This is a genomic window from Cupriavidus sp. WGlv3 (assembly GCF_023952475.1).
Taxonomy (GTDB): Bacteria; Pseudomonadota; Gammaproteobacteria; order Burkholderiales; family Burkholderiaceae; genus Cupriavidus; species Cupriavidus phytorum.
The window spans coordinates 203,913-225,554 of record NZ_JALHRX010000010.1 but is presented as its reverse complement, the minus strand read 5'-3'; the positions used below and the strand labels follow the sequence as shown (position 1 = coordinate 225,554).

Genomic DNA, 21,642 nt, shown 5'->3' with positions numbered 1-21,642 from the left:
GCGGGCTTTCTCGGAACGCGAAAGGCCGCGTAGAGCCTCGCCGCAGGCGCGTCAGAACGGCGCGCGATCCCCGCACAGGTGGGTGATCAGCAGCCGCGCCGAGACCGTCAGGCCGGCCGGGTCGCGCAGCCCGATCAGCAGCGAGCGGCGCGCCCAGGCATCCTGCAGCGTCACCAGCGACAGCCCCATCGACTTGACGTGCGGCTCGGCCGCGATGCGAGGCAGCACGCCCACGCCCAGCCCGGCCATCACCATGCGGCACATCGCGTCGAAGCTGCGCACCTGGATGCGCAGCCGGAACGGCCGGTCGAGCCGGCTGCTCTCCTCCAGCAGGCGCGCCGCCAGCGAGGTTTCCTGCGGCAGGCTGACGAAATCGAATTCGAGCGTATCGGCGTAATGTACCGGGCCGCGCGCGGCGAGCGGATGGTTGGGCGGGGTGATGATGACCAGCTCGTCCTGGCGGTATTCGATCGTCATCAGCCCGGCGGCCGGAGTGCGGTCGGCGAAGATGCCGACGTCGGCGCGGTTCTCGACCAGCGCGGCAACGATGTCGCGGCTGTTCTGCTCTTCCAGCTCGATGCGGATGGTCGGATGGCGCTGCATGAACGAGGCCAGGTCATCCGGCAGGAACTGCGTGATCGCCGAGGTGTTGGCGCACACCCGCACCTGCCCGCGCACGCCGGAGGCGTAGTCCGACATCACGCCGGCCATGCGCTCGACGTCCTGCAGGATGGTCAGCGCATGGTGGAAGCAGGCCTGGCCGGCCTCGGTCAGCTGCACGCCGGCGGCATGGCGAAAGAACAGCGGCGCGCCGACCGCGGTCTCGAGGTCCGAAATACGCTTGCTCGCCGCCGCCACCGCCAGGTGCGACTGGCGCGCGCCGGCCGAGATGCTGCCCTGCCGGGCCACGGCAACGAACAAGCCAAGCGTGACGAGATCGAAGCGGGCCAGGTTCATGGAAGCGGACGGGAAATGAAAACGGGCGCGCCGGTGGCAGTGCCTGCGACCGGCACGCCGGCCGGCGCGGCGGCGCTCAGAGGTTGCGGCGGTCCATCACCGCGCGGGCGATGGTGCCGGCGTCGACATACTCCAGCTCGCCGCCCACCGGCACGCCGCGCGCCAGGCGCGACACCTTGAGGCCGCGCGCCTTGAGCATCTCGCCGATGTAGTGCGCGGTGGCCTCGCCTTCGCTGGTGAAATTGGTGGCGACGATGACCTCGCCGACCGGGCCGCCCAGCTCGGGCTCGGTGGCGCGCGCCAGCAGCCGGTCCAGGTGGATCTCGCGCGGGCCGATGCCGTCCAGCGGCGACAGCCGGCCCATCAGCACGAAATACTTGCCGCGGTAGGTCAGGGTCTGCTCGATCATGACCTGGTCGGCCGGCGTTTCCACCACGCACAGCACCGAGGCGTCGCGGCGGTCGTCCAGGCAGGTCTCGCAGATCTCCTGCTCGGTGAAGGTGTTGCAGCGCTGGCAGTGGCGGATATGGTCCGCCGCGCCGCGCAGCGCATCGCCCAGCTTGCGCGCGCCCTCGCGGTCGTGCTGCAGCAGGTGGTAGGCCATGCGCTGGGCGGACTTGGGCCCGACGCCGGGCAGCACCCGCAGCGCCTCGACCAGCGCCTGCAGCGAAGTCGGCGACGACGCTTTCACAATCGCCTTAGAACGGCAGCTTGAAGCCCGGCGGCAGCGGCAGGCCCGAGGTCATCGAGCCCATCTTTTCCTGCGTGGTGGCCTCGGCCTTGCGCACGGCGTCGTTGAAGGCCGCGGCGACCAGGTCTTCCAGCAGGTCCTTGTCCTCGCCCTCGGCCAGCAGGCTGGGGTCGATGGTGACACGCTTGACGTCGTTCTTGCAGGTCATGACCACCTTGACGAGACCGGCGCCGGACTGGCCCTCGACCTCGATCAGGGCCAGCTGCTCCTGCATCTTCTTCATGTTTTCCTGCATCTGCTGGGCCTGCTTCATCAGCCCGGCGAGTTGACCTTTCATCATGATGGAATGCTCCTGGATTCGGTAAGAGTTCGGTGACGGAAATTCGGTAACGCCAGCCTGGCCGCCGGTCAGGCGGCGCGCGGCTGGATCGAGCCTGGCACGATCTGGCCGCCGAAGTCGCGCAGCAGCCCCTGCACGAAGGGATCGGCCTCGATCGCGGCTTCGGCCTGGCGCTGGCGTTCGGCACGGGCCTCGGCGTCGGCGGCGGCGGCGGTGACCGTGACCCCGCCGACCTCGCAGACCACGCGCACCGGCTCGCCGAAGTGGTCGCCCAGCGCCTGCTGCAGCCGCTCGGCGACGCCGTTCTCGCCCAGCGCCGCGACCGGGATGCGCAGGTGGAAGGTCCGCCCCACCACCTGCGTCAGTTCACTCTGGTACGCCAGCTGTTGCGCCAGGCCCTTCAGCGGCAGGCCGGCGGCCAGCACCGGCCAGTCGCCGGTGAAGGCCGGCGGGGTGCCGTCCTCGCCCGCGGCAGGCGGGCGCGGCGCGACGAATTTGGTCGACTCCGGCGCGGCCGGGGCCGGCGGAACGGCAGCGGACTCGCGTGCGGGCGCGATATCGCGCGCCTGGGCAGGCCCCGGGCGCGAGACGTTGCGCGGCGCCGCAGCACGCGCTGCGGGTTCGCTGAAACCGTAGTCGTTGTAGCCCGGATCGCTGTCATAGGGCCCGATCACCGGCAGGTCGGGCGGCAGTTCTTCCCACGGCGGCACATCGCTGCCACCGGCGACCTCCCAGGGCGGCACGGATTCCGGTTGCGGTTTGGCGGCCACGGCGCGTGCCGCGGGCGCTGCCGCCGGCGCGGGCGGCTGCGGCGCCGCCGGCCGCGCAGCCGGGGCCGGTGTCGCAGCGGGACGGCTCGCTGCTACGGCCGCGGGGGCGCGCAACGGCTGTGCCGGCGGTCGTTGCGCAGCGGCCGGCGCGGCGGGTGCGGCGGGCATGGCCGGCGGCTTGCGGGCGCCGCCGCGGGCGGCGGAAGCCTGGCGCGCGGCGGCCAGCGCCGCGGCCGCAGGCGACATGGCGCCGCCTGCCGCGCGCGCCGGCGCAGGCTCGGCCGCGGCAGGCTGCGCCGGCGCAGCGGCAGGCTCGGCCACGGGCGCGGCTGGCGCAGCCGTGGGCGGCAGCGCGGCTGGCGCCGGAGCGGAATCGGTAATGGAGGCAGCGGAGGCAGCCGGTGCAGCGGCGGCAGTCGCCGCCTGGCGTGCCTCGGCCGGTCGCGCCGCCGTCGGCATGCCGGCATTGCGCGGGCGTGCAGGCGCTGCGCCGCCGCCCTGCCCCGCCGTGGCGGCTGGTTCGGACGACGGCCGGAACGCCAGCATGCGCAGCAGCGTCATGGTGAAGCCGGCGTATTCGTCGGGGGCCAGCGCCAGTTCGCTGCGGCCCAGGTTGGCGATCTGGTAGAACAGCTGCACTTCCTGCGCGTCGAACACGCCGGCCAGGCGCCGCACCTCGTCGGCTTCGGGCCATTCGTCCTGCACCGACGCCGGCACAGCCTGCGCCAGCGCCACCTTGTGCAGCAGTGAACCCAGGTCCTGCAGCGCGCCCGCGAACGACAGGCTGCGGTCGGCCATGGCATCGGCGATCGCCAGCATGGCGGCGCCGTCCTCGGCGGCCAGCGCGTCGAGCAGTTGCACCAGGTAGCCCTGGTCGATCGCGCCCAGCATGCCGCGCACGGCTTCCTCGGACACCTGCCCCGCGCTGTAGGCGATGGCCTGGTCGGTCAACGACAGCGCGTCGCGCATCGAGCCATGCGCGGCCTGGGCCAGCAGCCGCAGCGCATTGCCGTCGTGGGCAATGCCTTCCTGCGCCAGGATATGGTCCAGGTGCGAGACGATATGCCCCGGCGGCATCTGCTTCAGGTTGAACTGCAGGCAGCGCGACAGCACCGTGACCGGGATCTTCTGCGGGTCGGTGGTGGCGAGGATGAACTTGACGTGCCCGGGCGGCTCTTCCAGCGTCTTCAGCATGGCGTTGAAGGCGTGGTTGGTCAGCATGTGCACTTCGTCGATCATGTAGACCTTGAAGCGCCCGGCGGTGGGAGCGTAGACGGCCTTGTCGAGCAGCTGCGCCATCTCGTCGACGCCGCGGTTGGAGGCGGCGTCCATCTCGATGTAGTCGACGAAGCGGCCGCTGTCGATTTCCTTGCAGGCCTTGCACTGCCCGCACGGCTCGGCGGTGATGCCGCCGCTGCCGTCAGGGCCGGTGCAGTTCAGGGCCTTGGCCAGGATCCGCGACAGCGTGGTCTTGCCGACCCCGCGCGTGCCGGTGAACAGGTAGGCGTGGTGCAGCCGCTGTTGTTCCAGCGCGTGCGTGAGCGCGCGGACCACGTGCTCCTGGCCGACCAGCGTGGTGAAATCCCTGGGGCGCCATTTGCGCGCTAGAACTTGATAACTCATGGCGGCGATTGTAGCAAAAGGCGGCCCCGCTCCGGCCGCCCTTGGGAACGCCTCAGCCGCACTCGCCGACGTAGCCGCAATTGGCGCATTTGGCGCAGCCATCGACCTTGTGCAAGGCGTGCGCGCCACACTCCGGGCACGGCTTGCCGGTGCCCACGCCGGGCGCGCCCGGCGCCGCGCTGGCCGGCCCGGCAAGGTCGGCCCCGGCCGCCAGCGCCAGCGCGCCACCGTCGCGCTGCGCCAGCCTTGCCGCCAGCGCCGCCACCGGCACCTGGCCGCCGTCGGCATCAAGGAAGCCGCGCTTGATCAGGATGCGCTGCAGCGCATAGCCCAGCGCCGCGACCTCGGAGTCATGGAAGCGCGGCACCTCGGTGCCATCCTGGCGCACCAGCGTGCCGTAGCGCACCGTGCCCTTGTCCCACACCACGTTGCGCATGTCGGCCAGCGCCTTGGCCACCGAGCCGCCCGAGCGCGCCACCATCGACAGCAGCCGCATGGTCGAGGTGATCCATTGCTGGCCCTCGCTGCGCTGGCCCGCCGGCATGAAGAACTCCACCGGGCGCTCGATCTCCACCGGCTTGCCGTCGGCGACGCCGGCCACGCGCATGAAGTTGACGGTCAGGTAGACGGTCTTGTGGCCCTCGTAGGTCAGGTATTCGACCTTGGAAGTCACGCCCTCGAGGTCGCCCACCGGCCGGCTGCCGAACGGGCGCACCAGCGGATTGTCGTCGGCCGCGGGCACGGCCGGCGCGACGGGCGCCTCGACCGACAGCACCGCGCCCAGCACCGAGTTCGGCCGATATGTCGCCAGCCCCTTCAGGCCGGCCTTCCAGGCCTCGAGGTAGAGGTTGCGGAAGGCTTCGTAAGGATAATCCTCCGGCACGTTGACGGTCTTGCTGATGCTGGTGTCGATATACGGCTGCACCGCTTCCAGCATCCGCATATGGTCCAGCGCCGACATCTGCAGCGCGGTCACGAACGCATCCGGCAGCTGCGCCATGTCGGCTCCCATGTGACGGTAGAGCCGCCAGGCATGGTCCGCCACCTCGAAGCTGCGGTAGCTGTTGTCCGGCATGCGCTTCTTGCGGTTGTAGGTCCACGAGAAGGCCGGTTCAATGCCATTCGACGCATTGTCGGCAAAGGCCAGCGTGATGGTGCCGGTCGGTGCGATCGACAGCAGGTGCGAGTTGCGCAGCCCATGGCGGCCGATGGCCTCGCGCACCGGCTCCGGCAGCCGGCTGGCGAAGCCGCTCTGCAGGTAGGCGCCGGCATCGAACAAAGGGAAGGCGCCCTTCTGCACCGCCAGTTCCGTCGATACCAGGTAGGCCTCGTCGCGCATGCGTTCCGCGATCCGCGCCGCCAGCTGCCGCGCCGGCTCGGTGTCGTAGCGCAGCCCCAGCATCACCAGCGCGCTGCCCAGCCCGAGGAAGCCCAGTCCGACGCGGCGCTTGGCGTGGGCCTCGGCCTGCTGTTCGGGCAACGGCCAGAAGGTGACGTCGAGCACGTTGTCGAGCATGCGCGTGGACACACGCACCACCTCGGCAAAGGCGTCGAAATCGAACGCGGCCTGCGGCGTGAACGGCTGGCGCACGAAGCGGGTCAGGTTGATCGAGCCCAGGCAGCAGCAGCCATACGACGGCAGCGGCTGCTCGGCGCACGGGTTGGTGGCCTCGATGCGCTCGCAGTAATAGAGGTTGTTGTCGGCGTTGATCTGCGACAGGAACAGGATGCCCGGCTCGGCATGGTCGTAGGTGGCCTGCATGACCTGGTCCCACAGGTTGCGCGCCGGCACGCGCCGGTACACCCACTGCCCGTCGTCGCGGCGGTACGCGCCGGCGGCGATCATGTCGGCGCCCGGCTCGGCCTCGTGCACCAGCTCGACCTCGGCATCGGCCTGCACCGCCTGCATGAAGTCGTCGGTGACGCCGATGGAGATATTGAAGTTGCTGAGCTCGCCCTTGTCCTTGGCGTGGATAAAGCTCTCGATATCCGGGTGGTCGCAGCGCAGCACGCCCATCTGCGCGCCGCGACGCGCGCCTGCCGACTCCACCGTGGCGCACGAGGCGTCGAACACCTTCATGAACGACACCGGCCCCGAGGCACGCGAATGCGTGGCGCGTACCAGCGCGCCGGCCGGACGGATCGCGGAGAAGTCATAGCCCACGCCGCCGCCGCGGCGCATGGTTTCGGCGGCCTGCGCCACCGCGGTGTAGATGCTGGGGCGGCCGTCGCGCGGCTCCGACACCGAATCGCCCACCGGCTGCACGAAGCAGTTGATCAGCGTGGCCTGGATACCCGTGCCCGCCGCCGAATTGATGCGGCCGGCCGGCACGAAGCCGTTTTCCTGCGCCCACAGGAAGCGCGCGCTCCAGGCTTCGCGCTGGTCCTCGGGCTCGGCCTGCGCCAACGCGCGCGCCACGCGCTGCCTGACATCGGCGATGCTGCGCTCCTCGCCCTTGGCGTACTTCTCGAGCAGGACTTCGGTGGAGATTTCCTGCGGCGCCAGCGCGCCGCGAATGATCTGGTCGTTTGCGTTCATGTATTGGCTCACCACGTGTGCAGGTTGGTGAATGGTCGGGCCAGCGCGGCACGCATTGCCTGCGCCAGATCAACCCTGCGCCATGGCGCGGGCAATGACCCGCGCCCGCCAAGGGCATTCGATGCAAATTCTGCGCGCGCCCGCGCTCTGGGGTACAATGCCGCTCGGACGGGCCTCCTCGCATGGTGGCGCGGTCAACCTGGTCAGGTCGGGAACGAAGCAGCCACAGCCGTTTTCCGCCAGTGCCGAGGGTCAGGCTCGTCCACCTCACACTTCCCTTCCGCCGTACCCCTTCCCCCTTTCCCTGTCACCCGTCTACGGCACGTCACGCAGCGATCCCGCAGCGCAGTCCCTGTCACTTTAGTACAGCCCGGCCACCACCGCGCGCGCCATGCGCCCCATTTTGCGCCGATTCCGCTGCCCGTGCCCGCGCGCCGCGCCGGGGTTCAGAACAGCGAGCCTTGTTGCGGAACCTGCGGCGCCAGGTGCTCGGCGGGAATCCATTCGCCCTCGGCGGTGGCCACGCCCGCCTCGATGCGCCTGCCCGGGAACATCGGCGCGATCGCCGCCGCGTAGCGGCCCAGCTGCGCGCGATAGGCGGCATGCTCCTGCGGCAGCAGGCGCAGCTTGTAGTCGATGACGACGACGCGGTCGTCGAATTCCACCAGCCGGTCGATACGCAGCAGCCGGCCACGCGCGTCATACAGTTCGACCTCGTTGCGCGCGCTGCGCGCCTCATCCGCGGTCAGCAGCGGCGCCAGCGCCGGCGCGCGCAGCATCGCGGCCACTGCAGCCAGCGCCTGTTCCACCTGTTGCCGCCAGGCTGACCGTGCCGCCGCGGTGTGCGCGCCGGTCAGCGGGAACCAGCGCAATACCGTATCGAGCGCGGGCACGCCGGCAAAGGCTTCGGGATAGCGCGTCAGGCGTTCCAGCAGCGCATGCACCAGTTCGCCATGGCGGGCCGCGGCGGCGTTGAAGACGATGCCGTCGGACTCCTCCTCCACCTCGGCATCGTCGTCGGCAAAGCCTGCCTGGCGCGGATCATCGACGGCATCGCGGTAGCGCAGCCGGAAGTCGGTGAAGTGCACCGGCTCGCTCAGTCGCGCGGGAAGCAATGCTTGCGCATCAGCCGCATCGCCCTGCGCGTCCGGATAGGCCGGCACCATTTCGCCGACGCCCGCAGCCTGCAGCCGCACATACCAGCTGCCGGCGATCTCGGCATTGCCGTCGCCCGCACTGGCGCGGCTGGCGCGGCCCTTGACGCCGCTGACCAGCAGCCCCTGCTGCGCGCGCGTCATCGCCACGTACAGCAGGTTCCAGTTCTCGCGCTCGCCCAGCGCCGCCTCGGCTTCGAACAGCGGCGCGCGCGCCAGCCCACGCTCGCTGCGCTTGCCGTACGCGGAGAAATGGCGCGGCACCGGCGACGACGGCGGCCAGTCGACCAGAATGCCGCCGCGGTCCGCGGCCGGCTCGCTGTGGTTGGCATCGAGCAGCACCACGAACGGCGCTTCCAGTCCCTTGGCGGCATGCACGGTCAGGATATGGACCGCATCGAGGCCGGCGTAGGCCGGATCGTCCTCGGCCGGCTCGAGGTCTTCGGCGCGCTCGCCCATGCCGCCTTCATCGGGGCTTTCGCCTTCGTCGCCGCGGCGGATTTCCTGCAGCTCGTCGATAAACTTCGGCAGGCTTGGATAGCGCCCGCCGTCCAGGTCGAGCGACAGCTTCAGGAAGGCGTCGAGGTTGGCCAGCACCTGTTCGCGGATATCCGGCGGCGCGGCCTCGGCGTAGCGCCGCCGCACCTCGCCGCCGTGGAAGATCTGGTCGATCAGGTCATGCACTGGCTGGTGCGGCGCGATGCGCAGCCACTGCCGCAGCCGCGGCGCACCCTCGCGCAGCGCGTCGGAGACCTGCGCCGGCAGGCCGCCGGCCTCGAGGCGCGCCCACCAGCCGCCCTCGCCCTCCATTTGCGCAAGGGCCAGCAAGTCGTCGTCGGTGGCGCCCACCAGCGGGCTTTTCAGTACGTGTGCCAGGTCCAGGTCCGACTCGGGCGTCATCAGGAACGCCAGCAGCGCCGACAGGTCGAGCGCCTCGAGCGTGGCCAGCAGGCCGCCGCGACGCGGGCTCAGGCACGGGATGCCGGCCTCCCGCAGGGCGCGCTCATAGTCGGCCAGATGGGTCTTGCGGCGCACCAGCAGGTGCATGTCGCTCCAGCGCGCGGGCCGCTGGGTGTTGCCTTCATGCACCGGCACGGTATCGCGCACCAGCCGCAGCCAAGCCGCCACGCGCCGCCCTTCTTCAAGCCGCAGCGAATCGCCGGCCTGCCGGCGCGGCTGCAGCAGCGTGTCGCGATGCGCGGACGCGGTTCCGGCGCTTTCGGCCGGTTCGTCGTCCGCACCCTCCGCCGCGCTTTCACCGGCTTCATCGGGCTCCACCAGTGGCAGCAGCCACACCGGCCCGCCACAGCCGCCCAGCGCCGTGGTCTGGGTCGAGTACAGCGGATAGCGGCCCTCGGCGCGCGCGCTGTCGAACACGGCGTTGACCCAGTCCAGCACTTCGGCGCGGTTGCGCCGGGTCCGGTTGGTGCGCAGCACGGTGGCGCCGAACGCGTCGCGCAGCATCTCGCCGGCGGCGCCGAAGAGCCTGGCATCGGCGCGGCGGAAACGGTAGATCGATTGCTTGGGATCGCCCACCAGGAACACCGTCGGGCGCTCGCCCAGCCCCGCATACCCGGCCAGCCAGCCCTGCAGGATGCGCCATTGCAGCGGGTTGGTGTCCTGGAACTCGTCGAGCAGCAGGTGTCGATAGCGGGCATCGAGCCGCACCTGCAGGTAGGTCGCGGTCTCCTCGTCCGACATCAGCCGCGCGGCCTGCCATTCGAGGTCGGCGAAGTCCATCGCGCGCTGCTCGTCCTTGTGCTGCTGGTAGCGCGTCAGCAGCGCATCGCCGATGCGGAACAGGGCCTGGTTGATCGCCAGCACCGCGGCTTCGCAGCAGCGTGCGCTGATGTCGTCGAGCATCGCGCAGATCGCGGCATGCTCATCCAGCAGCGCATCAACCATGCCCTCACCGCCCGCGGCCTTGGCCAGTGCCGCGGTGCGCCGCAGCGAGCGCGGCCCGCCCGTGGTGGTGAAGAACGCGGCGCGCAGCTGCGCGAACACGCGTTCGGCGGGCTTGCCGGGAGCGGCGCCGGCCTCGCGCCAGGCGGCGATCGCCATCAGCGCCTCGGTGATGCGGCCGGCGTGGGTCTGCTCGCTCTTGCCGGCCTTGCCCAGTCGCGCCGCGAGCGCTTCGCAGGCATCGCGCCAGCCTTCGTCGGCCAGCGCCTGCAGCAGCACGTCGCCCTGCGCGTCCTCGCCCAGGCAGTCGGACAGCGCCTGCAGCGGATCGCCGCCCTCCTGCATCGCCCACCACTCGCTGCGGGCGTGGAACATCGCGTCGAGCAGCGTGCGCGCCTGGAAGTCGCCCACGGTATCGACCAGCGTTTCCCACGCCGTGCGCAGCTCGGCGTAGGGCGGCGTGGCCAGCGCACGCCATACGGGGGCCCAGGCCTCGCGCTTCATGCGCAGCGCATCCTCGCGCAGCGCCGCGCCCGGCACAATGCCCGACGCCAGCGGCGCGCCGCGCAGCAGTGTGCCGAACCAGCCGTGGAAGGTGTCGATCGCCATGCGCCCCGGTGCCGCCAGCACCTGCGCATGCAGCCGGCGCGCGCGCGGCAGCGCCTCGCGCGCGGCGTCAGCCGAAAGGCCGCGCTGCACCAGCGCGGCGATCACGTCGTCATCGCTGTCGCGCGACAGTTGCGCCAGCACTTCGAGCAGGCGGTCGCGCATCTCTTCGGCGGCCTTGCGCGTAAAGGTGATCGCCAGAATCTCGTGCGGCGCCGCGCCGGCCAGCAGCAGGCGCACCAGCCGCGCCACCAGCAGCCAGGTCTTGCCGCTGCCGGCGCAGGCTTCGACCACCACCGAACGCGCCGGATCGCAGGCCGCGCGCGTGAACTCGGCTTCGGAAACCGGCGCGCCATCGCGCTGGTAAGGCTGGACCTCGTGCAGATCGTGAGGCGTCATGATGTCAGCGCCGGCACGGCGGTGGAGTCCCAGAAACCCTTGCGGCACAGGCCTCGGGCGGTGCAATACACGCACGCCGAGGCATCGCCGAAGGCCGGCAGCCTGGCGCCCTGGCGCAGGCGCATCACGTCGTCGCGCATCTGGCGTTCCAGCCAGGTGACCGCGGCTTCGAAGTCCGGCAGGCCGACCTCGCGCTGCGCCGCCGGCGCGCCGTCGCGCGCGCCTTCGAGCGAGACCCAGCTGCCGGCCGCGGCATCGGCGCGCAGCAGGCCGTAGAACGGCAGCTGGCAGTCTTCCTCGACCTCGGCCAGCTTGCGCTTCAGGCGCGTGGCGCTCTGGGTCTTGTAGTCGAGCACGGCATGCGCGCCGCCAGGACCCTGGTCGAGCCGGTCGATGCGTCCGGTCAGGCGCAGCGGCTGGCCGTCGGGCATCGGCAGGTCGATGCCGGCATCGAGCTCGCCGCCGCGCCAGAACCAGCCCTCGGCCTCGCGCGCGGACTGCCACGCGACATACGACGGCAGCACCTCGCGCCAGCGCCGGTAGTAGGCAATGGCGTTGCCGTCCTCGGCCATCAGCGCGCCGAAGACATCGTCGGAGATCTCGCCCAGGCGCGCCAGGCGCTGCGCTTCGGACAGCGTTTCGCCGCGCTCGCGCCGCGCCTGCAGGTCCTTGTGGTAGGTCAGCAGCACGCGGTGCAGGGTCTCGCCAATCTCGCGCTTCTCCAGCTCGTCGCTGACCACTTCCAACCCGGCCAGGCCCAGCATGCGGCCGGCGAAGAACTGGTAAGGGCAGCGCCGCAGCGCGTTGTACGCCTGCGCGCTCCAGCGCACCGGCACCAGCGCGGGCTCGGCCGCAGGGGCCGGCATGCCGCGCACATCGGCGAAGGTCTCGTGCGCCTGCGGCGCGGCGGTACCTTCGATGCTGACCCCGGCGCGCGCGCAGCACGCCGCCAGCCGCTCGATCCAGCCCGACACGTGGTGCGGCTCGCCGCGGCTGCCGTAGCGCTGCCAGGTCAGCACCACGTCGTCGTTGTTGAGCAGCACTTCGGCCAGGTCGCGCGCCTGCTGCGCAAAGCGTGCCTCGCGGTCTTCCAGGTCCAGCTCGCGCCGCATCTGGTTGGAGAAGAACATCAGCTCGGCGGCGCTGGACGGCAGCTGGGCGTCGTCGCAGCCGACGATCACCACGCCCTCGAAGCGGCGCATGCGCGCGCCGTTCAGCGGCAGGATGGTGATTCGCGCCGGCCCGCTGGCCGACGGCTCCTTGTAGGCCACCGATTCCAGCAGCGCCGACAGCATCGCGCGGAACTCGCCCTGCGACAGCGTGGCGTGGCCGCCGGTCTCGTCGCGCGGCAGCTCCTGCAGCCGCGCCAGTGCATCGAGCAGCTGGCTGCCGGCATCGTCCGCGGCCAGCGCGGCGCGCATGCCCAGGCCATCGAGCATGCCGTCGAGCCGTTCCAGCCAGGTCGCCAGCGGATGCTGGGCGAAACCGCGCGGCCAGCGCGCGGCCTCGTCGGCAAGCACGGCGATCAGCGCATGGGCCGCGCGGCGCGGCGCCTGCCCGGCATCCTCGTCGTCAGCGGGGGCCTGTTGCGTGTTGGCCGGCGCGTGCGCGAACATCTGGCGCAGCCGCGCCCAGCCGCCGGTAATGCCCTCGCGCCGCACCTGGCGCTCGAGCAGCGCGATGGCCGCGCCGCGCGCGGCCACATCGGGCAGGCAGAACGGACTCTTGAGCAGGTCCAGCAGCGCGGCGGTATCGCCATCGCGCACCAGCAGGTCGAACCAGCGCATCAGCGCGGCGGCGGCGCGCGTGGTCGACAGCTTCCAGCCGGTCTCGTCGCGCACCGGCGCGCCGGCGCGTGCCAGCAGCGCGCGCGCGCGGCGCGCCACCACCCGGTCGTGCGCGACCAGTGCCACTTGGCGTCGGCCCGCATTGAGCCATTGCACCAGCTGCGCGGCCGCCGCGGCGGCTTCATCCTCGAAGCGGGCACAGCCGACCACGCGCACCGACGGGCGCTGCGGCGGCAGCGCGGGCATCGCCGGCGCGGTCGCGTGGAGCGCGGCTTCACCGTCGCCGGCGATCCTGGCTTCCGGCCACAACGCCAGCAGCGCGTGGTACCAGACGGCCTCGCCTTGGTCCTGCCCGCTCCAGTCATAGCCCACCTGCAGCACCGGCACCAGCTCGGCGGCATCGCGCAGGAACGCTGCCTCGAGCGGCGTGGGCGGGGTCGGCGCAATCCAGACCACCGGGCCGCGCAGCTGCTGCGACAATTCGCGCAGCGCGCGGCGCTTCGCCGGCAGCGGATCATCGGGCCCGGACAGCGCCTGCCAGAACGCCAGCACGATGCGGGCCTCCTCGCCCAGGAAGCGTTCCGACAGATGCGCATAGGTCCGCGCCAGCGCGCCCTGCAGCAGGCCTGCGCGATCGTCGCCGTCGACCTCGTCGTCGTCACGGATGGCGGCGTCTTCGAGCCAGCGCGCGCTGAGCTCGTCGCAGATCGCCAGCAGCGTCTGCGACAAACCCCATGCCGCGGTTTCGTTCTGCGCGCCGAAGGCCCGGCGCAGCCAGTCCTGCCCGCGCACCGCCTGCTGCACCGCGAGCAGGCGCGCGGCCGGGCTGCGCACCGGCGCGCCCTCGGGCGGCAGGTCGAGCAGCCAGTGGCCCAGCGTCAGCACGCGTGGCAACAGCCGCGGCCGCCCGGCCGCACGCGCCGCGGCGTCCAGCGCCTGGCGCACGCCCGGAATCTGCGCAGCGGTCGGCACCACCACGTGCGCAGCCGCCTCGGACGCGCCGCAGCGGTCGAGGAAATACCAGGCAGCGGTGGCCGCCTGCTCGAGAAAATCAGGACCGGGGCGAAAGCTTAGCGACGTCATGGACCGTCATTGGGGCCTTGGCCGCAAGGATGCGGGAACGGCGTCGGGTTGGAACGAATCAGGAACAACGCGTGGCAACAATGACGCGGCGCCGCCGGCCGGCACGTCCGGCGGCGCAGGCCCCGCGGTACCGGGACAGGCCGCGCCGCTTCAGTCAGAACCGCCTTCCAGACGGGCGCGGATTTCGCGCGCGGTTTCGAGCAGGCCTTCGTAGCCGGAGCGTGCATGCTCGGGCAGGTCGGGGTCGCCCACCAGCGTGCCGAGCGTTTCGATGATGCTGTAGACCAGCCCGCGCGCGGCGCCGGTGGCGATGCTGTTGGTCTCCACGGCGCTGCTGAGATGGTCCAGCGCATCGCTCAGGTGGTCGACGTCCGGCGCCTGGCCGGGCTCGGACTGCGAAGGCTTGCGGGGATCGGTGTTCATGTCGATGACCTAGTCAGAGGGCGCAGGTGCATGGATGGTGCGCCGCGGGTCGCCCGGCGGGCGTCGTGCGGACCGCTTCTATTCTACGCGCACGCCGCACGCATCCGGCACCCCGAGCATGCAAGTGCATTCCATGACACCCACCACGGGCGCGGCGATTGGGCAAATCTCTCGCCGCCATTGAAAATAAGCATTTCAACGAATTAAACCTTTGCACCAGAATGACGGCATTGTTTGCGGGCCCTTATGCCTCCTTGCCGCAGGTTTGCGGGATGTGCCGCCGGCCGGTCTTGAAAATCGGCAAACTGGTAACATATCGGCAGCACCGGGCGCGGTAGCGGCCTCCACCGCCTGCTTCAGGCGTAAAGAGGCGGCCCGACGGGTCCGCGCAATCTCGTGTAAGGTAACGGTTCGGCCGTCCAGCCTTCAACATAAACAGAGCGAAACCAGAGGTTTTCCGCCATGAGCGAACAAATCAAGTATGTGAGCGACGCCTCGTTCGACGCCGACGTCCTCCAGTCCGACAAGCCCGTCCTGCTCGATTTCTGGGCGGAATGGTGCGGCCCCTGCAAGATGATCGCGCCGATCCTGGACGAAGTCGCCAAGGACTACGGTGACAAGCTGCAGGTCGCCAAGATCAATGTCGATGAAAACCAGCAGGTGCCGGCCAAGTTCGGCATCCGCGGCATCCCGACGCTGATCCTGTTCAAGAACGGCGCGGTCGCGGCCCAGAAGGTCGGCGCGCTGTCCAAGTCGCAACTGACTGCCTTCCTCGACGGCAACCTGTAAGCTGCGCGCCGGGACCCGACCCGCGGTCCCGGTTTCGTCACGATCCGACGTGCGTGCGCCACACCCTGGCGCGCCGGTCGGATTGTGCTAAGATGCCACCAACAACTCCCCGAGCGTTCGCTCATTTTCTCCCCCTTCCTTTAGGTCTCGCCCGTCCGGGCCCATCTGTACCCCTCGTCTATGCACCTGACAGAACTCAAATCGCTTCACGTGTCTGCGCTTCTCGAAATGGCGGCTACGCTCGAGATCGACAACGCACAGCGGATGCGCAAACAAGAACTGATGTTTGCGATCCTGAAGAAGCGCGCCAAGATGGGCGAAACCATCTACGGAGACGGCACCCTGGAAGTTCTGCCTGACGGCTTCGGTTTCCTGCGCTCGCCCGAGACCTCCTACCTGGCCAGCACCGACGACATCTACATCAGCCCGTCGCAGATCCGCCGCTTCAACCTGCACACCGGCGATTCGATCGAGGGCGAGGTACGCACGCCCAAGGACGGCGAACGCTATTTCGCGCTGGTGAAGGTGGACAAGGTCAACGGGCAGGCGCCCGAAGCGGTCAAGAACCGCATCATGTTCGAGAACCTGACGCCGCTGCATCCGAACCGGCCGCTCACGCTCGAACGCGATATCAAGGCGGAAGAAAACATCACCGGCCGCATCATCGACATGATCGCGCCGATCGGCCGCGGCCAGCGCGCGCTGCTGGTGGCGTCGCCCAAGTCGGGCAAGACCGTGATGCTGCAACACATTGCACACGCGATCGCCAACAATCATCCCGAAGCCGACCTGTTCGTGCTGCTGATCGACGAGCGTCCGGAAGAAGTGACCGAGATGCAGCGCTCGGTGCGCGGCGAGGTGGTGGCCTCCACCTTCGACGAACCCGCCATCCGCCACGTGCAGGTGGCCGAAATGGTGATCGAGAAAGCCAAGCGCCTGGTCGAGCTGAAGCGCGACGTGGTGATCCTGCTGGACTCCATCACCCGCCTGGCGCGCGCCTACAACACGGTGGTGCCGGCCTCGGGCAAGGTGCTGACCGGCGGTGTCGACGCCAACGCGCTGCAGCGCCCCAAGCGCTTCTTCGGCGCCGCGCGCAACCTGGAGGAAGGCGGCTCGCTGACCATCATCGCCACCGCGCTGATCGAAACCGGCAGCCGCATGGACGACGTGATCTACGAAGAGTTCAAGGGCACCGGCAACATGGAAGTGCACCTGGAACGCCGCCTGGCCGAAAAGCGCGTCTATCCGTCGATCAACCTGAACAAGTCCGGCACGCGCCGCGAAGAGCTGCTGATCAAGCCGGACATCCTGCAGAAGATCTGGGTGCTGCGCAAGTTCATCTCGGACATGGACGAAGTGCAGGCGATGGAATTCATCATGGATAAGATGAAGGCCACGAAGAACAACGCAGAGTTTTTCGATATGATGCGCCGGGGCGGCTGAGCCTCGCTGCGGCCGTGCCGCAACGCAGACAGGAAGGCGTGCCGCGGCACGCCTTTTTTGTTTTTCGACGATGTCATGCTGGGCAAACTGACCACATTCCTGCGCTCGCGCTCGCGCGCCCGCAAGCTCGAGCACTACGCCATCCCCGACGCGCTCTGGTCGCGCACCGTGGCCAGGCTGCCGTTCGTCCAGCGCTACGGCAGCGCCGACCTGGCGGCGCTGCGCGAGCTGGCCACGCTGTTCATCGCCGAGAAGGAATACTCCACCGCGCACGACCTGCCGCTGGACGATGACATGGTGGTCAGCGTCGCGGTGCAGGCCTGCGTGCCGATCCTGAAGCTGGGGTTGCCGTGGTACCGCGGCTGGCATGGCATCGTGCTCTACCCGGGCGAGTTCATCATCCGGCGAACCGTGCAGGACGAGATCGGCCTGGTCCACGGCGTGGTCGAGGAAGCCAGCGGCGAAGCATGGGAGCACGGGCCGGTGATCCTGTCCTGGCCCGATGTGCACAGCCCCGGCGCGGGCATCGACAGCGACCATGAACTGCCGGCGGACACCTACAACGTGGTGATCCACGAATTCGCCCACAAGCTCGACATGCTCGACGGCGAGCCAGACGGCGTGCCGGCGTTCTCGCGCGTGCTGCATCCGGAGGTCGACGCCGAGGCCTGGGCCGAAACCTTCCTGAGCGAGTACGACCGCTTCGCCGCGGCCTGGGACGCGCGCGACGACGCCGACTGGGAGCACCCGCAGCGCTTGCCGGCGGCGCTGCGCATCATCGATCCCTACGGCAGCGAGGCGCCCAGCGAGTTTTTCGCAGTAACGTCTGAGGCATTTTTTGTCGAACCTGTCGGACTGGCGCGGCATTGGCCGGCGGTTTACCAGTCATTGGCGGCGTTCTATCGGCAGGATCCCGCCGCGATGTGAAATACGCGCCGCTTTCCGCCGCAACACTTTGTTGGGCCGAGCCCTTGCGCCCTTCCCCAAGTATTTGTTTTTCTGCCATAATCCCGGTTTGCCCGTAATCGGCAAGTGGTTCGTTCGTGGCCGCGCCATGCCTTCTCCCTGGCGGAGAACCGCGGATTGCAACGGACTGGCTACCCAACCAGAAAGGACTCATCATGAAAGAAGGCATTCACCCGAATTATCGCGAAGTCGTGTTCCAGGACATGTCCAGCGACTTCAGCTTCATCACCCGCTCGACCATCCAGACCAAGGACACGATCGTGAAGGACGGCAAGGAATACCCGCTGGCCAAGATCGAAGTCTCGTCGGAATCGCACCCGTTCTACACCGGCACCCAGAAGATCATGGATACCGCCGGCCGCGTGGAAAAGTTCCGCCAGAAGTTCGGCAACAAGCTGGGCAAGGCTGCGAAGTAATCGCTTTCAGCGACCCCGCTTCGCGCCAGCCGCGGACAAGTTCCGGGCGCGCGCGAACCAGCAAAGAGGCAGCATCGGCTGCCTCTTTGCATTTGTGCCGGAGCGCCGCACAGCCAAGCCCTTCCAGCCCTGCCGGCACTGCCCGCCATTCGGATTTACCCCCACATTCCGTGAGGCTTCCACGCCATGCCACGGCCACGCGGCCGCCGCATGCGCGATACTGTGGCCTTCGCGCCATGGCGCCACGGCCCGACCTGAGCATCGATGCGTCAAGCCAACACCTCACCCGTCCAGTTGACCGCAGCCGCCACCGGCGCCCTGCCGCGCGCGCTGCTGCTGGCCATCTGCATCATCTACGGCCTGGTCGGCCTGTTCGGGCGCGACCCGTGGAAGAACGAAGATGCCGCAGGCTTCGGCGTGATGTGGCAGCTCGCCACCGGCAGCACGCACGACTGGCTGATGCCGAACATCGTCGGCCGCCCGTACAGCGAGGACGGCCCGCTGGTGTTCTGGATCGGCGCGCTGATGATCCGCGGCTTTGGCGGCTGGCTGGGCGCGACCGACGCGGCGCGGCTGGCGACGGCGCTGTTCTTCTTCGCCACCTGCGCCTGCATCTGGTACACCACCTACCTGCTGGGCCGGCGCGACGAGGTCCAGCCCTTTGCCTATGCCTTCGGCGGCCAGCCCAATGCGCGCGACTACGGCCGCACGCTGGCCGACGGCGCGCTGCTGATCTTCCTCGCCTGCGTGGGCCTGGCCATGCGCGGGCACGAGACCACGCCGCAGGTCGGCCAGGTCGCGTTCATCGCGCTGGCGCTGTACGGCATGGTGCGCAGCCTCGACAAGCCCACCCAGGGCAGCCTGATCTATGGCGCAGCGCTGGGCGGCCTGACGCTGGCCAGCGGGCCGCTGCTGGCGCTGGCGCTGCTGCTCGGCACGGCGGTGTGCGCGCTGGTGTGCAAGCCGCTGCCATGGCGGCGCCTTGCCGTGGTCGCGATTCCGCTGGCGCTGCTGATCGTGGCGGCGTGGCTGGCGGCCGCCTATTTCGGCGCGGCCGACCGCAACGAGGCCGTGACCTTTATCCGCGAATGGTCGCGCTATGACCGCCGCAGCTATGGCTCGCCCAATATGGCGACGTTCGGCTTCAACATGCGCAACCTGTTCCTGTACACGTGGCCGGTGTGGCCGATCGCAGGCTGGGCCTGGATCGCCTGGACCGGCATGCGCCGGGCGCCCCATGTCGCGGCGCCGCTGGCGCTGCTGCTGCCGGTGCTGGTCCTGCTGTTCCTGCAGCGCAGTGCCGGCGACGTGCAGTTCATCCTGCTGCTGCCGCCGATGGCCGTGCTGGCCGCCTTTGCGCTGCCAACGCTGGCGCGCGGCGTGATCAACGCCATCGACTGGTTCGCGCTGCTGTTCTTCACCATCTTCGGCGGCACGGTCTGGTTCATGTGGATCGCCAAGACCACCGGCTGGCCGCCGCGCATCGCACGCAACGTGTTCCGCCAGCTGCCGGGCTACCAGCATGAATTCACCATCGCCGCGGTGGTGTTTGCGCTGGCGACGACGGTGGCATGGGTGCTGATCGTGCGCTGGCGGCTGTCGCGCGCGCCCAAGCAGATCTGGCGCCCGGTGGTGATTTCCGCGGCCGGCACCACGCTGATGTGGGTGATGGCGATGACGCTGTGGCTGCCGTCGATCAACTACGGCAAGACCTATCGCGACGTGGCCCAGGCGGCGTCGATGGCGCTGCCGCCGGCCTACCAGTGCGTGCAGCCGATCCGCATGGGCGATGCGCAGCTGGCGTCGTTTGCCTACTTCGGCCATATCCGCTTCGGCGGGCCCAACGACGGCTGCGACGTGCTGCTGCGCCACGATTCGGTCGACTACGGCGAGCCGGGCAATATCTCGCACTTCGAGTGGCGGCTGATCTGGGAAGGCCGGCGCCCGGCCGACCGCGACGAACGTTTCCGCATGTACCGCCTGGTCGATACCGCCCGCGCAGTCCACCCGCGTCCCGACCTGCCGCGACGCCGCCTGCCGCGCCAGCCCTGAGCGCGGCCTCCCGGTAGTCACTACTGGCAGCCACTAGCCGTCACCTCGATACACCGCAGCGCCTGACGCGCCCACGAACCATTCCGGCCGCAGGCGGCTGCGGGGCTGGACCTCCAGGCCCGCCCCCTGCTGAGCCCTGAATGACATTGCTCCAAGACCTTCGCCGCATTGCCGCCCTGGCCGCACCCGTGCTGGCCGGGCAACTCGCCGTGATCGCCTTCGGCGTGATCGATACCGTGATGGCCGGACGCGCGTCCGCCACCGACCTCGCCGCCGTGGGCCTGGGCGGGTCGATCTACGTGACCATCTATATCAGCCTGATGGGCGTGCTGCAGGCGCTCTCGCCCATCGCCGGCCAGCTTTATGGCGCCGGCCGCCTCGAGGCCATCGGCGCGGAAGTGCGGCAGGCCGCCTGGCTGGGTGCGGCGCTGGCACTGCCCGGCGTGCTGCTGCTGGCGTTTCCCGGCCCGCTGCTGGCCTTCGCCAAGGCACCGCCGGAGCTGGTCGAGAAAGCCACCGCGTACCTGCATTTCGGCGCCTTCGGCTTGCCGGCGGCACTGGCCTTCCGCATCTACTCGGCGCTGAACAATGCGCTGTCCCGGCCGATCATGGTGACGGTGCTGCAGGTCGCGGGGCTGGCGCTGAAGGTGCCGCTCAATGCCTGGTTCATCCACGGCGGCCTAGGCGTGCCGGCGATGGGCGGTCCCGGCTGCGGCCTGGCCTCGACGCTGATCAGCTGGGCCTGGTGCATCGCCGGGCTGCTGATCCTGCGCCATGGCAGCGCCTATCACCCGCTGCGCATCTTCGATACCTGGAGCTGGCCCGCCGCCGCGCCGCTGCGCGCGCTGCTGCGCCTCGGCGTGCCGATGGGGCTGACTTACCTGATCGAGATCACGTCGTTCACGCTGATGTCGATCTTCATTACGCGCCTGGGCACGGTGACGCTCGCCGGCCACCAGATCATCGCCAACCTTGGCGCCGTGGCCTACATGCTGCCGCTGTCGCTGGGGATTGCCACCTCGACACTGGTTGCGCAGCATCTCGGCGCGCGCGACCGGGCCGGCGCCAGCCGTCTCGCCTGGCGTGGCATCCGCATGGCGGTGGTGCTGGCGGTGCTGACCGGCGCGCTGTTGTGGCTGCTGCGCAAGCCCGTGCTGGACGCCTATGCCAGCGATCCCGCGGTGGTCGCCGCGGCGCTGCCGCTGGTGCTGTTCGTGGCGTTCTACCAGGCCTTCGACGCGGTGCAGGTGATGACGGCCTTTATCCTGCGGGCGTACAAGATCGCGCTGATCCCGACCGTGATCTACGCCGGCTCGCTGTGGGGCATCGGGCTGGGCGGCGGTTACGTGCTGGGCTTTGGCCTGATCGACGGCATGCCCGCCTTCACGCGCGGCGCGAGCGGCTTCTGGCTGGCCAACAGCATCAGCCTGGCCATTGCAGGCGTGCTGCTGGTGCGGTATTTCAGCCGGGTCAGCAAGGATCCGGAAAACTGAATCGCACACAAGGTCGCCCCAGGCGGCCAGCAGTTTCGATGACAGGAAAAGAAAAAGCCCGCTTGCGCGGGCTTTTCAAAATTGGCGGAGTGGACGGGACTCGCCTACGTGCCGCAGGCCGCTGCTGCGCCTGCAGGCGCAGCCCTTCTCGTCCCGCCGCGAGCCGCGCAGGCGGCTCGCTCCACTTTTTACAAAGGAAAAAGCCCGCT

At 69.7% G+C, this 21,642-nt stretch carries 14 protein-coding genes and 1 other RNA gene; 7 read left to right on the top strand and 8 right to left on the bottom strand.

Going from position 1 to position 21,642, the window contains the following annotated elements:
• Positions 1 to 51: 51 nt before the first annotated feature.
• From MKD38_RS18225 to MKD38_RS18205, 5 genes are all read right to left on the bottom strand, one after another.
• The gene (locus MKD38_RS18225) at positions 52 to 957 is read right to left on the bottom strand and encodes a LysR family transcriptional regulator (protein WP_116356801.1); all 906 of its coding nucleotides are present in this window, start codon (positions 955 to 957) and stop codon (positions 52 to 54) included.
• A gap of 76 nt (positions 958 to 1,033) precedes the next feature.
• Positions 1,034 to 1,648, bottom strand: coding sequence for a recombination mediator RecR (gene recR, locus MKD38_RS18220; RefSeq protein WP_010814257.1), 615 nt, complete (start codon positions 1,646 to 1,648; stop codon positions 1,034 to 1,036).
• Positions 1,649 to 1,655: 7 nt separating this feature from the next.
• On the bottom strand, positions 1,656 to 1,988 hold the full coding sequence (locus MKD38_RS18215) for a YbaB/EbfC family nucleoid-associated protein (RefSeq protein WP_062800650.1): 333 nt from the start codon (positions 1,986 to 1,988) through the stop codon (positions 1,656 to 1,658).
• A 68-nt stretch (positions 1,989 to 2,056) separates the two neighbouring features.
• The gene (locus MKD38_RS18210) at positions 2,057 to 4,381 is read right to left on the bottom strand and encodes a DNA polymerase III subunit gamma/tau (protein WP_252678725.1); all 2,325 of its coding nucleotides are present in this window, start codon (positions 4,379 to 4,381) and stop codon (positions 2,057 to 2,059) included.
• Positions 4,382 to 4,433: 52 nt separating this feature from the next.
• The gene (locus MKD38_RS18205) at positions 4,434 to 6,920 is read right to left on the bottom strand and encodes an adenosylcobalamin-dependent ribonucleoside-diphosphate reductase (protein WP_252678723.1); all 2,487 of its coding nucleotides are present in this window, start codon (positions 6,918 to 6,920) and stop codon (positions 4,434 to 4,436) included.
• Positions 6,921 to 7,087: 167 nt separating this feature from the next.
• Here MKD38_RS18205 and ffs point away from each other — a divergent pair.
• An RNA gene (gene ffs / locus MKD38_RS18200) (signal recognition particle sRNA small type) lies at positions 7,088 to 7,186 on the top strand.
• 180 nt (positions 7,187 to 7,366) lie between these two features.
• On the opposite strand, the gene MKD38_RS18195 is transcribed toward ffs, so the two are convergent.
• From MKD38_RS18195 to MKD38_RS18185, 3 genes are all read right to left on the bottom strand, one after another.
• Complete coding sequence (locus MKD38_RS18195; protein ID WP_252678722.1) at positions 7,367 to 10,981, bottom strand: UvrD-helicase domain-containing protein; 3,615 nt, start codon at positions 10,979 to 10,981, stop codon at positions 7,367 to 7,369.
• A complete protein-coding gene (locus MKD38_RS18190; RefSeq protein WP_252678721.1) occupies positions 10,978 to 13,851 on the bottom strand; it encodes a PD-(D/E)XK nuclease family protein in 2,874 nt (957 codons plus the stop codon). The genes MKD38_RS18195 and MKD38_RS18190 overlap by 4 nt, the downstream gene beginning before the upstream one ends.
• A 150-nt stretch (positions 13,852 to 14,001) precedes the next feature.
• Positions 14,002 to 14,274: a hypothetical protein gene (locus tag MKD38_RS18185; RefSeq protein ID WP_092309328.1), complete on the bottom strand. Its 273-nt coding sequence runs from the start codon at positions 14,272 to 14,274 to the stop codon at positions 14,002 to 14,004.
• Between the two features lie 462 nt (positions 14,275 to 14,736).
• Here MKD38_RS18185 and trxA point away from each other — a divergent pair, with 462 nt between their 5' ends.
• The 6 genes from trxA to MKD38_RS18155 all read left to right on the top strand — a co-directional run bounded on the left by trxA (position 14,737) and on the right by MKD38_RS18155 (position 21,433).
• Complete coding sequence (trxA, locus tag MKD38_RS18180) at positions 14,737 to 15,063, top strand: thioredoxin TrxA (protein WP_029046118.1); 327 nt, start codon at positions 14,737 to 14,739, stop codon at positions 15,061 to 15,063.
• 180 nt (positions 15,064 to 15,243) lie between these two features.
• Positions 15,244 to 16,506, top strand: coding sequence for a transcription termination factor Rho (gene rho / locus MKD38_RS18175; protein ID WP_012353193.1), 1,263 nt, complete (start codon positions 15,244 to 15,246; stop codon positions 16,504 to 16,506).
• Positions 16,507 to 16,581: 75 nt separating this feature from the next.
• Positions 16,582 to 17,433 (top strand): M90 family metallopeptidase, encoded by an 852-nt coding sequence (locus tag MKD38_RS18170; protein ID WP_252678719.1) that lies wholly within the window; start codon positions 16,582 to 16,584, stop codon positions 17,431 to 17,433.
• A gap of 194 nt (positions 17,434 to 17,627) precedes the next feature.
• Positions 17,628 to 17,888, top strand: a complete 261-nt coding sequence (locus MKD38_RS18165) for a type B 50S ribosomal protein L31 (RefSeq protein WP_012353195.1) — start codon at positions 17,628 to 17,630, stop codon at positions 17,886 to 17,888.
• 264 nt (positions 17,889 to 18,152) lie between these two features.
• Positions 18,153 to 19,940, top strand: coding sequence for an ArnT family glycosyltransferase (locus MKD38_RS18160; RefSeq protein WP_252678718.1), 1,788 nt, complete (start codon positions 18,153 to 18,155; stop codon positions 19,938 to 19,940).
• Between the two features lie 140 nt (positions 19,941 to 20,080).
• The gene (locus MKD38_RS18155) at positions 20,081 to 21,433 is read left to right on the top strand and encodes an MATE family efflux transporter (RefSeq protein ID WP_252678716.1); all 1,353 of its coding nucleotides are present in this window, start codon (positions 20,081 to 20,083) and stop codon (positions 21,431 to 21,433) included.
• Positions 21,434 to 21,642 lie beyond the last annotated feature (209 nt).